The sequence below is a fragment of the Synechococcus sp. R55.8 genome, assembly GCF_047461895.1.
GTDB lineage: Bacteria > Cyanobacteriota > Cyanobacteriia > Thermostichales > Thermostichaceae > Thermostichus.
In genome coordinates this window covers 1-13,528 of sequence record NZ_JANSIB010000085.1, presented here as the reverse complement: position 1 = coordinate 13,528, position 13,528 = coordinate 1, and the positions used below count along the sequence as shown (strand labels likewise).

Annotated in this window: 13 protein-coding genes; 8 read left to right on the top strand and 5 right to left on the bottom strand. The window is 59.4% G+C overall.

Translation table 11 applies throughout. The features are described 5' to 3' along the window. Positions 1-3,307 (top strand): translocation/assembly module TamB domain-containing protein (locus NW829_RS09275; protein ID WP_414416936.1); only part of this gene is annotated, 3,307 nt, incomplete at its 5' end. A gap of 80 nt (positions 3,308-3,387) precedes the next feature. Here the strand turns inward: NW829_RS09275 and NW829_RS09270 are convergent. Next, positions 3,388-3,690 (bottom strand): Mo-dependent nitrogenase C-terminal domain-containing protein, encoded by a 303-nt coding sequence (locus NW829_RS09270; protein WP_011433772.1) that lies wholly within the window; start codon positions 3,688-3,690, stop codon positions 3,388-3,390. A gap of 652 nt (positions 3,691-4,342) precedes the next feature. Here NW829_RS09270 and bchB point away from each other — a divergent pair. From bchB to coaD, 4 genes are all read left to right on the top strand, one after another. Continuing rightward, the gene (gene bchB / locus NW829_RS09265; RefSeq protein ID WP_414416935.1) at positions 4,343-5,875 is read left to right on the top strand and encodes a ferredoxin:protochlorophyllide reductase (ATP-dependent) subunit B; all 1,533 of its coding nucleotides are present in this window, start codon (positions 4,343-4,345) and stop codon (positions 5,873-5,875) included. A gap of 56 nt (positions 5,876-5,931) precedes the next feature. Beyond that, positions 5,932-6,936 carry a UDP-glucose 4-epimerase GalE gene (gene galE / locus NW829_RS09260; RefSeq protein ID WP_414416937.1) on the top strand — a complete coding sequence of 335 codons (1,005 nt, stop codon included), beginning with the start codon at positions 5,932-5,934 and terminating at the stop codon, positions 6,934-6,936. A 66-nt stretch (positions 6,937-7,002) separates the two neighbouring features. Then, positions 7,003-7,338, top strand: a complete 336-nt coding sequence (gene cutA, locus NW829_RS09255; protein ID WP_414330961.1) for a divalent-cation tolerance protein CutA — start codon at positions 7,003-7,005, stop codon at positions 7,336-7,338. Between the two features lie 20 nt (positions 7,339-7,358). Beyond that, complete coding sequence (gene coaD, locus NW829_RS09250) at positions 7,359-7,838, top strand: pantetheine-phosphate adenylyltransferase (protein WP_011433776.1); 480 nt, start codon at positions 7,359-7,361, stop codon at positions 7,836-7,838. Between the two features lie 29 nt (positions 7,839-7,867). Here the strand turns inward: coaD and NW829_RS09245 are convergent, their stop codons facing one another. Next, on the bottom strand, positions 7,868-8,227 hold the full coding sequence (locus NW829_RS09245; protein WP_414355752.1) for a pentapeptide repeat-containing protein: 360 nt from the start codon (positions 8,225-8,227) through the stop codon (positions 7,868-7,870). Positions 8,228-8,714: 487 nt separating this feature from the next. Here NW829_RS09245 and NW829_RS09240 point away from each other — a divergent pair, with 487 nt between their 5' ends. Further along, positions 8,715-9,827 (top strand): ATP-dependent 6-phosphofructokinase, encoded by a 1,113-nt coding sequence (locus NW829_RS09240; protein ID WP_414332294.1) that lies wholly within the window; start codon positions 8,715-8,717, stop codon positions 9,825-9,827. Here NW829_RS09240 and hpxZ read toward each other — a convergent pair. Together hpxZ and NW829_RS09230 are read right to left on the bottom strand one after the other, a co-directional pair. Beyond that, the gene (gene hpxZ / locus NW829_RS09235; protein ID WP_414413292.1) at positions 9,779-10,216 is read right to left on the bottom strand and encodes an oxalurate catabolism protein HpxZ; all 438 of its coding nucleotides are present in this window, start codon (positions 10,214-10,216) and stop codon (positions 9,779-9,781) included. The two genes, NW829_RS09240 and hpxZ, sit on opposite strands and share 49 nt — an antisense overlap. A 149-nt stretch (positions 10,217-10,365) precedes the next feature. Then, entirely contained in the window at positions 10,366-11,382 is a 1,017-nt protein-coding gene (locus tag NW829_RS09230) for an FHA domain-containing protein (RefSeq protein WP_414416934.1), read from the bottom strand. 181 nt (positions 11,383-11,563) lie between these two features. Between NW829_RS09230 and NW829_RS09225 the strand changes: the two genes are divergently transcribed. Together NW829_RS09225 and NW829_RS09220 are read left to right on the top strand one after the other, a co-directional pair. Continuing rightward, entirely contained in the window at positions 11,564-12,049 is a 486-nt protein-coding gene (locus NW829_RS09225; RefSeq protein WP_011433781.1) for a CGLD27 family protein, read from the top strand. Between the two features lie 33 nt (positions 12,050-12,082). Continuing rightward, positions 12,083-13,015 (top strand): bifunctional riboflavin kinase/FAD synthetase, encoded by a 933-nt coding sequence (locus NW829_RS09220; RefSeq protein WP_414407538.1) that lies wholly within the window; start codon positions 12,083-12,085, stop codon positions 13,013-13,015. A gap of 6 nt (positions 13,016-13,021) precedes the next feature. Here NW829_RS09220 and NW829_RS09215 read toward each other — a convergent pair whose 3' ends face one another. Then, positions 13,022-13,480 carry a molybdenum cofactor biosynthesis protein MoaE gene (locus NW829_RS09215; protein ID WP_414416933.1) on the bottom strand — a complete coding sequence of 153 codons (459 nt, stop codon included), beginning with the start codon at positions 13,478-13,480 and terminating at the stop codon, positions 13,022-13,024. Between the last annotated feature and the right edge of the window lie 48 nt (positions 13,481-13,528).

Below are 13,528 nucleotides of genomic sequence, written 5' to 3'. Positions count from 1 at the left end.
GGGGGGGGGGGGGGGGGGGGCGGGGGGGGGGGGGGGGGGGGGGGTGGGGCCGGGCCGCCCCCCCGGGGGACAGCTCCAGACGCAGTTGGCTCCTCAGGAGGTGCCGCTGGCCTTTTTCAACCCCCAATGGCCGGGATCCCTCTCTGGCGAGCTGACGGCGCAGCTGGACAGGGCGGCGGCAGCAGAAGTGGGCTTCCTGGGGGCGTTGCGGGCGCAAGGGTCGCTGGCTTTGTTGCAGCCTTTGGGAGCGAGGGGACGGCAGTGGGTTGAGGGCATCCGCGGCCAGGTGACTTGGGAGGGATCCGGACTGCATATCCAGGAGGCGGAGGTGTTGGCAGGTGGCACTCGCCTGGCCAGGGTCGAAGGGCAGATCCCCTTGGATCCCCAGACGCTGCAGGTGGGATCCCTGGATCTGAGCTTTACCACCGACGGGATTACGCTGGCAGAAGTACCCGGCCTGCCGCCGCTGGTGAAAGGAGTGCTGCAGGGATCCGGCCAGATCCGCGGACCTCTGGACACCTTGCAGGTGACTGGCAAGGCGCAGTTGCGGGGCTTGCAGGTGGGAGATGTGGCCTTTGAAGACTTGGCCGGGCCCTTTCAAGGGTCTGTTCAGGGGACGGAAGTGGATCTGCGGGGGAAGCGGGATCGACTGGCGCTGCAGTTGGATCCCCAGTTTCAGCCTTTGCAGTTTCAGGTGCAGCGGGGCGAGGCGGAAATTCGCGGCCAACGCCGGCAAGAGGAGCTCCAGGTGGCAGTGAACCAGTTGCCTCTGGCTTTGCTGGGGGGGGTGGCTGCCGGGCCGTGGGCCAGTCTGCAGGGAACCCTCGAGGGGGAGGTGGCAGTTGACCTGGCAAGCGGCGCCGCCCAAGGACGGGCTGCGGTGGCGGATCTGCAGTTGGGAGGGATCGAAGTACGGGGCTTTTCGGTGGATTTCGACTACCACGCTGGTAATGGTTCTCCTCGCCTAGAGATCGCCCAAGCTCAACTGGATTTGTTTGAGAGCACCTACACCGCTAGCGGCACCCTGGAGCTGCCGGCGGATCCCCTCCAGGGCGGTTTGGAGTCTACTCCAGAGGTTTCCGTTCCTCAAATTAACCTAGAGATCAGCACCCGCCAGGGCCGCCTGGAAGACATCGTCTCTGCCTTTAAGTGGCGGCAGTGGCAAGACATCACCACTCGCGGCTTCCGGCGGCCCCCCTTGGGCCCTGCCTCGGCGTTAAAGACCGACCCGGTCGGTTTGCCCAACCATCCTCTCCTGGAGCAGCTGGAGTACTATGCCCAGATCTTGGCCGTCCACCTGGAGACCTTGGCCAGCCGCATGGATCCGCTGTTCGCGTCAGCGGTGCGGAGCACTTTCCCGCCGCCCACGAGTCTGCGAGGGGAATTCCAAGCCAGCGTTAGCCTGGTCGGCAGCCTCAACCGGCCTAGCGTCAGCTTTTACCTTGAGGGCCAGAATTGGCAGGCAGAGGAGTTTGGCATCGAAAGCCTTACTGCCAGGGGCAGCCTGGCTGGAGATGCAGTGGTGTTGGAGCCGCTGCGGTTGCGCAGTGGCGAACGTCAAGCCCTTTTTGTGGGCAAGCTGGGCCTAGAGGAACAGTCGGGATCCTTGCAAATCCAAGGATTGCCTCTGGCTTTGCTGGACCGCTTCCTGCCAGAGGAGCTGGAGCTGCAGGGGGATCTCAACCTGGACGTGGAGCTGGCCGGCAACCTGCGGGATCCCCATGCCCGCGGATCCCTGACAGTGGTCAACGCCCAGATCAACCAGGTGCCGCTGCGGGAGGTGGGAGGACAATTTGACTACCAGCGGGGGCAGCTGCGCCTGGACGGCGCCCTGCTGGCCAATGGTGACGAACCCATTCGCCTCTTTGGCCTGGTGCCCTACACCCTGCCCTTTGCCGAGGTGCGGGCCGAATCCGACCAGATCGACCTCACCCTGCAAGCCAAGCATGGCGGTCTGCGCCTGATCAACCTCTTCACCGACCAGGTGCGCTGGGAAGGCGGCCAAAGCCAACTGGAGCTGGCCATCCGCGGCACCTTGCGAGAGCCCAGCCTGCAGGGGAACTTGAGCGTCAACTCGGGGATCCTCAAGCTGGCAGCCCTGCCGGAGCCCATTACCGACCTCACAGGCCAGATCGCCTTTAACCTCAATCAGCTGCAAGTCCAGGAGCTGCGGGGACAGTTGGGGGGTGGATCCCTTTTGGCTGAAGGCTTTTTGCCCGTCAACTCTCGCGGTGCCCTGCAGATGGACGAAACCTCGCCACCCTTAACTCTGCAACTCCAAGGGATCCAGCTCAACCTGCCCAGCCTCTACACTGGCCATCTGGACGGCGAGGTGGCTGTCAGAGGGCTGCTTCTGCAACCTTTGCTCGAGGGGCGGCTGGAGGTTTCTCAAGGGATCGTGGATGTCAGCCCCCGCCGGGCAGAACCTGAGGCCGCAACAGCTGCCGCCGGCTCGACTTCGCCGGATCCCTTCTGGCAGCCGCGGCTCAACGGACTGGAGCTGGTCTTGGGGCCAGGGATCCGCGTGCAGCGTCCCAATCTGTTTGAATTCAATGCTGCCGGCACCTTGCGCCTGTTTGGCACTCCCCAGGATCTGCGCCCAGCGGGCACCATTGCCCTAGAGCGAGGCCGCATCAACCTGCCCCTTGCCAACTTTCGCCTGGATCGCTCCCGCTCCAATACCGCCACTTTTGACCTAGACAACCCCTTCGATCCCTTCCTGAACCTGCGCTTGATGACCCAGGCCATCGAGGTCTATCGCTTTCCCCAAGAGCTCTCCCCCTTCGACACCAACCGCAACCTGCCGGGATCCCAGCAGAGCATCGAGATTTTCGCCACGGTCAACGGGCGGGCCAGCCAGCTGGCTGAGGCGGATCCCCGCAACGGGGTTCTGGCCCTTTCCAGCAGCCCCAGCCGCTCCCCCGAAGAGATCGTCGCCCTCCTGGGAGGCACAGCTCTGGCCCGCCTCAACCCCGAAGCCGGAGTGGCCGGCCTGGCCGGAACTGCCTTGCTCAACGATGTGCTGGACACGCTGCGGGACACCCTGGGCCTAGACGAGGTGCGCATTAGCCCCGTCCCCCAGGTCGATACCCGCGCTGCCAACCGCTCCTCGATAGGGCTAGCGCTGGAGGTGGCCCGCGATCTGGGGCCAGCCACTTCCATCTCGGTGCAGCGCAACCTAACGGATCCCTTTCAGCCCACCCGCTACAGCGCCCGCTACCGCCTCAACGAGCAAACCCTCACCCGCGCCAGCACCGACCTCGAGGGCAACAATGTCATTTCCATCGAGTTTGAGACCCGCTTCTAATGGGATCCGCTCCGGAGTTTGGCAGCAGGCTTTGGATGGCCAGGGATCCCTTGAAAAAAGATTTAGTGGAAAAAGCTGCCTTACAGGTAACGGCTAATGTCTTCTCCTCGCTCCGCCAAAAACGACAAGGCCCGGAAGCGCAGCCCTGCCACCTGGTCGTAGAGGGGGTTGAGCTTACACATGGGCGGAATGTGCATCACCTTATGGCCAAACAGCACCACATCTCGCTCAAAGGGGCAGCGGGCCGGGATCCACTGGCAAAGGAAATGGGCCAAGCGTGGATCGCGGATGCTAAAGTTATCCATAGCCGATTGAATGGGACGCAACGGAGCCTGCAACCAGTCGCGCAGGCGACCCGTGGACTTGAAAAGCACAGAAGTCATGGAACCAGGCAGCTCCTGAGGAGCTTTGCGAGCACGTTGCCAAGAAATCGTTGTGGAACCCATAAGCTTTCACCTCAACCTTTGAAGAAGCAGCAGCCTTTGGTCGGTTACGGCGCGCAAAATTACTAGCCATCGACAATTCTCTGTGTCGAGCTTGTATTCAGGGAAACATCAGCCATCTCTCTTCCCTCTGTTAGTCTGCCTTCTCCAACGGAAAGCTTGCTTCTGTAAACAAGAATCTCTGCTCAACGTTGTAGAGCTACATGTTTTGTCTCCAAAAGTTAACATGTAACGAAAACTACAAAAACTCCTCTGCTCTTGCCTGCTAGCCGATTCACCTGTCACGATCCCTGAAGTTCCTCAGCTTGAACTTTGGGGCCAGATGGGTATCCATCGCTCCTATTTCTAGGATGGAACAAGCCCTTTGGGCGGAGTAGAGGGATCCCCGTAATCACACTTGCCTTGGCAGGGTTGTTTTTCTTTTGATCGAGTTTGGCTTGGGAGCGTCTCGGTTGGGAGTTACGGAGGATAACAGCCAAGGGATGCCGGCTGCTGAGCGTTCTACAATGCCAGGAGAGATTCCCAGCGGGTGCACATCCGGCGGTGGGTTGGGATCCTTGATTTTGTCTCTGGCTTTCTTGAGAGGCTGCCCATGAAATTGGCCTACTGGATGTACGCTGGCCCTGCCCATATCGGCACGCTGCGGGTGGCCAGCTCCTTCAAAAACGTTCACAGCATCATGCACGCTCCTCTGGGAGACGACTATTTCAACGTGATGCGTTCCATGTTGGAGCGAGAGCGGGATTTTACTCCGGTAACCACCAGCGTCGTTGACCGGCAGGTGTTGGCGCGGGGATCCGACGAAAAGGTGATTCGCAACATCGTCCGCAAAGACGGCGAGGAGCAGCCGGATCTGATCGTCGTCACCCCCACCTGCACCTCTAGCATTTTGCAGGAAGATCTGCATCACTTTGTCCGGCAGGCCCAGTTGGCCAGTCGCTGCGATGTGGTGCTGGCAGATGTCAACCACTACCGGGTTAACGAATTGCAGGCAGCGGATCGCACCCTGCAGCAGATTGTGGAGTTCTATATCACCAAAGCTCGCAAAAGCGGGGAGTTAGACGGCCTGCCCCAAAAGACGGAGCGGCCTTCCTGTAACATCCTTGGCATTTCCACCCTAGGGTTTCACAATGCCCATGATCTGCGGGAGCTGAAGGTGCTGCTGCGGGATCTGGGGATCCAGCTCAACCTGGTGATCCCGCAAGGGGCCAGTGTCCACGATCTCAAACACCTGGGGCGGGCTTGGTTTAATGTGGTGCCCTACCGGGAGCTGGGGCCGATGACAGCTCGCTATCTGCAGCAGGAATTCGGCATGCCTTACATTGAGATCACCCCGATGGGGGTGGTGGAAACGGCTCGCTTCATCCGCCAGATCCAGCAGATCCTAAACGAGCAAGGGATCCCTGTCGATTATGAAGCCTACATCCAGGAGCAAACGCTGCACATTTCCCAAGCGGCCTGGTTTTCCCGCTCCATCGACTGCCAAAACCTAACCGGCAAAAAAGCGGTGGTCTTCGGGGATTCCACCCACGCGGCGGCCATCACCAAAATCCTGGCCCGCGAGATGGGGATCCACGTGGTGTGGGCGGGCAGCTATTGCACCTACGATGGGGAGTGGTTCCAAGCAGAGGTGGGAGGGTATTGCGATCAGATCTTGATGACGGAGGATCACACCCGCGTGGCGGATGCGATTGCCCAGGCGGAACCTGCTGCGATTTTCGGCACCCAGATGGAGCGGCATGTGGGCAAACGGCTGCGGATCCCTTGTGGGGTCATCTCGGCCCCCATCCACGTGCAGGATTTCCCTATCGGCTACCGGCCCTTTTTGGGCTACGAGGGCGCCAACCAAATTGTGGACTTGATCTACAACTCCTTTACCTTGGGCATGGAGGATCATCTGTTGGAGATCTTCGGTGGCCACGACACCAAGGAGGTGATTCACAAGAGCCTGAGCGCCGATTCCGACCTCATCTGGACGCGGGAAGCCCAGGCGGAGCTGAACAAGGTGCCCGGCTTTGTGCGCGGCAAGGTTAAACGCAACACCGAAAAATTTGCCCGCGAACGAGGCTTGACCGAGATCAGTGTGGAGGTCATGTACGCCGCCAAAGAAGCTTTTGGAGCTTGAAGGGATCCCGTTGACAACCTTTACCCTGGGTGGGATCTTCCATCTGACGTTTGCCTATGCGTCTCCTGGTTACCGGCGGGGCGGGCTACATCGGCAGCCACACCTGCAAAGCTCTGGCGGCCTCTGGCCATCTGCCCATCACTTACGACAACTTGGTTTACGGGCACCCCTGGGCAGTTCGCTGGGGGCCGTTGGAGATTGGGGATCTTGCCGACCGGAAGCGGCTTGATCAAGTCATCCAACACTATCGCCCGGAAGGGGTGATCCACTTTGCCGCCTATACCTATGTGGGCGAGTCGGTGAAGGATCCCGGCAAATACTACCGCAACAACGTGGCCGGATCCCTGAACTTGCTGGAGGCCATGCGAGATCACGGGATCCCTTACCTGGTGTTCTCCAGCACCTGTGCCACTTACGGGGTGCCAGAGCGGATCCCTATTCCCGAAAGTCATCCGCAACGTCCCATCAACCCCTACAGCCAGAGCAAGCTGATGGTGGAGCAGATCTTGCAAGATTTCCAGGTTGCCCACGGGATCCGATCCATTAGCCTGCGCTACTTCAATGCCGCCGGAGCCGATCCCGATGGTGAAATTGGGGAGGCCCATGACCCGGAAACCCACTTGATCCCCTTGGTGTTGGAGGTCGCCGGCGGCCAACGTCCTCACATCACGGTCTTTGGAGAGGACTACGATACCCCCGATGGCACCTGTATCCGCGACTACATTCACGTCACCGACCTGGCTCAAGCCCACGTGTTGGCGGTAGAAGCGCTGGCCTCTGGCCGACCCGTACCAGCAGCCTACAACCTGGGCAATGGCCAAGGCTTTTCCGTCAAAGAGGTCATTGCCACCGCAGCAGCCGTGACCGGAAAGCGGATCCCGGTGCAAATGGGAGCACGTCGACCTGGGGATCCCCCGCGCTTGGTGGGCGATGCCGGCGCCATCCTTCGCGATCTCAACTGGAAACCTCTCTACACCGACCTGGCCGAGATCATTCAAACTGCCTGGCGCTGGCACCAGAAGCGACCCTACTTTGGGAAAGCCAAGCCCTCGGTGAGCTAGGAACGCCTAGCCCGGCGGGCGATAGGATAGGGAGAAACCGCCCGGCTAACAACTTCCCCGCCCCGCATGGACGACAAGATCACACCCGATACCCTCGCGGTTGTCATGACCACAGTGGGATCCGAAACCGAGGCCCATCGCTTGGCTCATACCTTGGTGGCCGAACGTTATGTGGCCTGTGCCCAGGTCTTGCCCGGGATCACGTCCTACTATCGCTGGCAGGGATCCCTGCAGACCGATGCCGAGTTCCTCATCCTGCTCAAATTGCCCGCAACTGCCTACCCCCGCCTGGAACAACGGCTGCGAGAGCTGCACCCCTACGCTGAGCCCGAGATCCTGGCTCTGGCAGCCACTCAAGTGAGCACAACCTATTTGGCTTGGGCCCGAGACCAGGTAGGGTGAGGAATAGCACGAGGTTGGCCATGATCGCCCTCTACCCCGGCAGCTTTGACCCGATTACCCTTGGGCATCTCGATGTTATCGAGCGAGCCAGTCGTCTCTTTTCTAAGGTGATTGTCGCCGTCTTGAAAAACCCCAACAAAACCCCTCTGTTCAGCCCCGAGCAGCGGCAAGCCCAGATTAGCCTGTCCACGGCCCATCTCAAAAATGTTGAAGTTGATACGTTTTCAGGTCTGACGGTGGCCTATGCCCGCCAACGGGGGGCAAAGGTGATCGTGCGCGGCTTGCGAGTTTTGTCGGACTTCGATGTGGAGCTGCAAATGGCCCACACCAACAAGCTGCTGGCTCCCGAACTGGAAACCTTGTTCCTTGCCACCGCCAGCGAGCACAGTTTTGTCAGCAGCAGCCTGGTGAAGGAAGTCGCCAAGCTGGGCGGCCCCATCGATCATCTGGTGCCCGCTCCGGTGATTCGAGATTTGCGGGAGCGCTTTCCCTTGGCCTGAGGGCTCAGGGATCCCCTCTCCTTCCCCAATCAAAATTCAAAGGGCTGCATCCCTGCCGTCACCGGATCAAACCCCACCGGGAAGCAGGTGCTGTGATTGTAGAGGGATCCCCTCAAATTGGCCCCTTCCAAGCAGGCTCCCTCAAGGTCGGCATAGCGCAGGTCGGCACAGCGCAGATCAGCCTTCGCCAGATTGCTGCCCCGCAGGTTGGCGTAGCGCAGGTTAGCCCCATGCAAATCGGATCCCTCGAGATTGGCCCCTCGCAGATCGGCCCCCCTCAAGAAGGCATACTCCAAGCAGGACTGGGGAAAATGGCGCTCTCCCTGCCGGTAGCGGCTGAGCAACTCTGAGGCCCCTTGTAGAGCACACTGGGCAATGGTTTGAGTCATGGTACTGCTCCCAAATCAGACTGGATGCCTTATCTCTATCCTCATCCCTATCATCGGGTTGGCCGGGTTTTGATCATCCCTGCTTAACAAATGATTTCAGTTTTTGAGTGGATTGTTGCCCCCAAGTTTTTTTGGAAAGATCTATCCTCAGAGATATAGAAGTCTTTCCTAATCGGCAGCTTGTGCGGCAATGTTTCTTAATTCTTTTTGTGAAGGATGCTTAACGGCTGGGCTTGATCGCCAACCCCAAACCCCACCGGGAACGCAAGCTGACCTGATCTTGCTGGGCTGTATGGATCCCTCAATTTCTTCTTTTTCAGCACTCCCCCAACCAGAAGGTGTTTCTCCAGAGCTGATTGAACCAAGATAATTGGGATAATGATCGACTGGATCACATCCGTAGTTTGCGATTGAGTAGGGATTCTCTGCAAGCGATATAGACCCTTATCTCTGTTCAGGATGTTCACCTTTCTTTAACTAGAGCTCTATGCCCAAACGTAAGCGAATCGGGATCCTCACCAGCGGCGGCGATTGTGGCGGCCTCAACGCCGTGATTCGAGCGGTGGTGCGGCGGGCCCGCGACTACGACATGGAAGTTTATGGCATCAAAGATGCGACGGCAGGACTGATGGCTCGACCGGTGGAGGCGGAGCTGCTGGATGTGAAGCGGGTTTCCGGCATTTTGCGCTACGGCGGCACCATCTTGGGTACCGTGAACAAAGGCAACCCCTTCGCCTACCCTATGCCCGACGGCAGCTTGGTGGATCGCTCGGCAGAGGTGATCACCGGCTACCACCGGCTTGGGTTGGATGCGCTGATCGGGGTGGGGGGGGATGGCAGCTTGGCCATTCTCCGGCAACTGGCCCTGCAGGGGGATTGGAACTTTGTCGGGATCCCCAAGACCATCGACAACGATGTCGGTGCCACCGAGTATTCGGTGGGGTTCAACACAGCTCTGAGCGTGGCTGTGGAAGCCCTAGATCAGCTCACCTACACGGCCATCAGCCACAGCCGAGTCATGGTCATGGAGGTGATGGGGCGGGATGCTGGCCACATTGCCATCAGCGCTGGCATTGCCGGGGGGGCGCATGTGATTTTGATCCCGGAAATTCCCTACAAGCTGGAGAATGTCTGCAAAAGAATCCGCGACCGCAAAGAGCGAGGCAATAACTTCAGCATTGTGGTGGTGGCAGAGGCGGTTCGCACCGAGTCGGGGGAGCCGGTGACCCACACCAACAGCCTGGGGCAGTCTCTCTACGGCGGCATTGGCCATTACATCGGCAACGAGATCGCCCTGCGCACCGGCATCGAGACGCGGGTTATGGTTTTGGGCCACCTGCAGCGGGGAGGTACGCCCTCTCCTCTGGATCGCCTGCTGGGAGCAGCCTTTGGGGTGGCTGCTGTGGACTTGATCGCCCAAGGCAAATACGACCGCATGGTGGCCTGGCAAAATCGGCGGGTGGTGGATGTGCCCCTGGCAGAGGCCATCTCCCAGTATCGGCGGGTGGAGGTGGATGGGGCTTTGATCGCCACGGCCATTGGGCTGAATACCTACGTGGGCGAGGTGGATCCGCAGCTTTTGCGCAGCATTTCCCCCTGATCTTCCGGCAAAAAGGACACGTGGGCAGAGACGATCTTCCAGCCGATATCGGGGAACCTGTACCACATCTGGCTTTGGCGGCCCAAGCGAGGGATCCCGTTCACCGGACGGCGAAACTCTAAGGTGACCGAGCCGCAATCCGCCCCAAAGGTGACTACCTGCAAACGCAGCATCTCGCGGGCCAAATTCGTGGGAGGACGCCGTTGGCGAAAAGCCTTGATCTCGTCTCCCCCGTAGAGATTTTCCCCCACACCAAAGCGCACCACCTGGGGGCCATCCCAAAACAGGCGGTTCAGGGTGGGCACATCATTGCTCGTCAGGGCAGCTTCGTACTGATGGTAGAGTTCGGTTAGCTCTGCCACCACCTCGGGGCGATTGACCAGAGTCATGGGCCAGGCTCTTGTGCAGTCGAAATGGGCCTTGCCATCTTATCGGCTCAAGGAGCAGCAGGAGGTTCTAAAAGAACAGCGGGATCCCCCACCTTGCTCTGTCAGACAGCAGACAGCGGCAAGACATCTCCGGGTAGTCGGATCCAAGTCTAGGGGCTGAGAACGGCTTGCAAAGACCGCACATCGCAGTAGTACACCTGATGGCGGTGGGCATACCCCTTCAGCTCCACAGCCTGATGGGAGAAGCAGGCGGCTGCCTGCCCCAGCTGTTTGGCCAAGCAGGTATAGGTGTCCTGGCTGATCGCCAGGTCGGCGTTGAGGGTGCGGGTAGCGCTCTCGATGCGAAAGGCCAAATTCACCGTATCTCCCAGAGCCGTATATTCTTGGCGGGTGTTGTTGCCCACCTGGCGCACGATTGCCGAGCCTGTGTTGACCCCTGCCCCCAGACGAATGGGAGAAGGCAGCGGAAACTCACCGTTCAGCTGCTCGGTCATTTGAAACAGCTTCGCTATGGCCTGCAAAACCGACTTCACATCGAGGTGAATTCCCGGCACTTCCGTGCCCAGAGAAGCAGTGTTGGCTTGGGGCACATGGAACCAAACGGCCATAATCGCATCGCCAATGTATTTATCGACAGTGCCCCCGTACTGCTGAATGATATCCCCACCCCGCCGGAACCAATCGCCCATCACCTGGGAAAGCAGGCGCTCGTCCAGTTGTTGAGTCAGTTGTCCGTAACCTCGCACATCCACCACCGCCACCGAGATCAGCCAGCGGGTTTGTAAAACCAGGGTGTCCGAAGGTTTGGCCGCAGGGCTGGGTTCCGAGCTGGCCAGGGATCCGCTGTGGAACTCCAGCTGGGATTGTCCAAGGGTGAGGTGATCCCCATCCTGCAGCAGGGTGGGAATGCTGACGCGGCGATTGTTGACAAACGAGCCGTTGCGGCTGCCCAGATCGATGAGATAGATGCTGTTGTTGTCGAGGTATTGCAGCAGGGCATGTTGGCGCGAAACGCTGGGATCGCTCAAGACGATGGCGTTGTCCTCATCACGGCCTAGGGTCCAAGCGGTCGCTCCCGAGAGAACGTGTTTTCTTTGGCTGCCATCCGGCTCTTTTAAGACTACATAGGGTGCGGCAGTGGCGGCAGATTCGCCTGTGACGCTCATGATGGGATAAGTTGTAGACGCGACCACACTTCAAATATGATACCCCGCTCCCCTTCGGTTGATCGGGAAGATGCCTGGGCTGGATTTCTAGGCTGTCTTCGTCGAGAGATGGAGGTCTGAGGATGGGCTTGGCGGGGGGCCAACCCGACCGATATCATTTTGTGTAGATACGTTAAGGTGTATGCTGGATCCCTCCCATCCCATTCCCGCTGAGCAACAGCCGCTCCGGCAATATGCAGAGCTGAGGGAAGCCTTTCCTTTTTCCTGGCCTGCTTTGGGGTGGATCCCTTACTTAAAACGAATCTTTGGGGTTTGGGGAGCTGTTGTGCTGGCGGTTTCCCCGCTGGTTTGGAGCAGCTTTGCCGGAGATTGGGGCCACTTTGTCTCTGGGTCGGTGCTGGGGGCCAATGTCTTGCTCGGCCTGGTGTTGCTCCATCTCTACTTGGGATGGGCTTATGTGCGGCGGCGCTTGGTACAAGCCCAGATTCCCTATGAAGAAAGTGGCTGGTACGATGGGGCGATGTATGCCAAGTCAGAAGAGGAGCTGGCTCAGCATCGGCTGATTGTCAGGTATCAGATTGATCCTGTGTTGCAGCGCCTGCGACGGAGCTTGTGGGGCGTAGTGGGCTTGAGTGGGTTGGTGGCCCTGCTGTGGCCTCTGGGGTAGGCAGTTGGTTGGCTGTTTTTAGGATCCCGGACAGTGCACATCACTTCTGATCTGGCTCAAACCTTGCGACCCACCGCTGTGGCCATCGGGAACTTCGATGGCTTGCATCTGGGCCATCAGAAGGTGCTGCAGCCGATTCGAGATTCTCTTCAGGGGGTACGTACTGTCCTCACCTTTCATCCCCATCCCCAGGAAGTCTTGACGAGGCGGCCTCAGCTGTTGCTCACTCCCCCTGCCGAAAAGCTGGATCTGTTGGCGCAAATGGGCTTTGAGCAGGTGGTACTGCTCCCCTTCACCCCTGCATTTGCCTGCCAGCCCCCCCAAGAGTTCATCCGAACGGTACTTGAACAGGGCCTGCGCGTTCGCCATCTCAGCGTCGGTTGGGATTTTTGCTTTGGTCACCGTCGCTCCGGCAACGCCCAAACGCTCCAGGCTTGGGGATCCGAGCGCTGCATTCCGGTGGAGGTGATCCCGGAGGCGAAACTGAACGGGGAACGGGTGAGCAGCTCTCGCATTCGAGCTGCCTTGGCGACTGGGGAGGTGTCCACCGCCGAAGCGCTCTTGGGTCGTCCTTACCGGCTAACGGGAGAAGTGGTGCAAGGGGATCAGCGGGGCCGACAACTGGGCTTTCCCACCGCCAACCTCCGCTTGCCTCCGGAGAAGTTTTTGCCCCGCGATGGGGTGTACAGCGTTTGGGTGGATGTGCCTGCTGCTGCGGCAGCTCTACCTGGGGTGATGAACATTGGCCATCGGCCCACGTTTGCCGGTTTACAGCACACCGTCGAGGTGCATCTATTGGATTGGACAGGAGATCTCTACGGGCAAGAGGTGCGGGTGGCGCTACGGGGCTTTATCCGCCCAGAGCGGAGATTTCCCACGGTGGCAGATTTGATTCAGCAAATTCAGCAAGATTGCCAAACAGCCCGCCAGCAATTGGGTTTGGCTGAGCAAGTGGGTATGGTGTAGGGGGATCTATGCCGAAGAGAGCTCGCAAGCGCCAAGGCTCACCCAGGCGCTGGTGCCATCTCGCCAGTATTCTTTTTTCCAGATGGGGGCGTTGTGCTTGAGGGTGTCGATGGCAAATTGGCAGGCAGCAAACCCTTCGGCCCGATGAGGGGTGCCCACCGCCACCAAGACGCTGATCTCGCCAATGCGCAGCTTGCCGATGCGGTGGTGGATGACCACACTGTTGGCATCTGGCCAGCGCTGCTGAATTTGTCGGGCAATATCGGCGAAGACCTTCAGAGCCATGGGCTCGTAGGCTTGGTATTCCAGGTAATCGACAGGGCGGCCATTGGTGTTGTCTCGAACAGTGCCGCTCATCACCACCACAGCTCCATTGCCCGGATGGGAGGCCTCTTGGTGGACACGGTCGATGAACAGGGGAGCCAGGGTGATCTGGAAGGAAGTCTTCAGGACGGTCAGGAGCATGACTCTAGTCAATAATAAGCTCAACTATACTGAAAATAATGTATAATA

What these genes read in the sequence shown, in the direction of transcription:
- NW829_RS09270 (WP_011433772.1), bottom strand. Translation starts at nt 3,690, where the DNA reads ATGACTTCTGTGCTTTTCAAGTCCACGGGTCGCCTGCGCGACTGGTTG.
- NW829_RS09240 (WP_414332294.1), top strand. Translation starts at nt 8,715, where the DNA reads ATGCCCAAACGTAAGCGAATCGGGATCCTCACCAGCGGCGGCGATTGT.
- NW829_RS09230 (WP_414416934.1), bottom strand. Translation starts at nt 11,382, where the DNA reads ATGAGCGTCACAGGCGAATCTGCCGCCACTGCCGCACCCTATGTAGTC.
- NW829_RS09245 (WP_414355752.1), bottom strand. Translation starts at nt 8,227, where the DNA reads ATGACTCAAACCATTGCCCAGTGTGCTCTACAAGGGGCCTCAGAGTTG.
- galE (WP_414416937.1), top strand. Translation starts at nt 5,932, where the DNA reads ATGCGTCTCCTGGTTACCGGCGGGGCGGGCTACATCGGCAGCCACACC.
- coaD (WP_011433776.1), top strand. Translation starts at nt 7,359, where the DNA reads ATGATCGCCCTCTACCCCGGCAGCTTTGACCCGATTACCCTTGGGCAT.
- NW829_RS09215 (WP_414416933.1), bottom strand. Translation starts at nt 13,480, where the DNA reads ATGCTCCTGACCGTCCTGAAGACTTCCTTCCAGATCACCCTGGCTCCC.
- hpxZ (WP_414413292.1), bottom strand. Translation starts at nt 10,216, where the DNA reads ATGACTCTGGTCAATCGCCCCGAGGTGGTGGCAGAGCTAACCGAACTC.
- NW829_RS09225 (WP_011433781.1), top strand. Translation starts at nt 11,564, where the DNA reads ATGCTGGATCCCTCCCATCCCATTCCCGCTGAGCAACAGCCGCTCCGG.
- cutA (WP_414330961.1), top strand. Translation starts at nt 7,003, where the DNA reads ATGGACGACAAGATCACACCCGATACCCTCGCGGTTGTCATGACCACA.
- bchB (WP_414416935.1), top strand. Translation starts at nt 4,343, where the DNA reads ATGAAATTGGCCTACTGGATGTACGCTGGCCCTGCCCATATCGGCACG.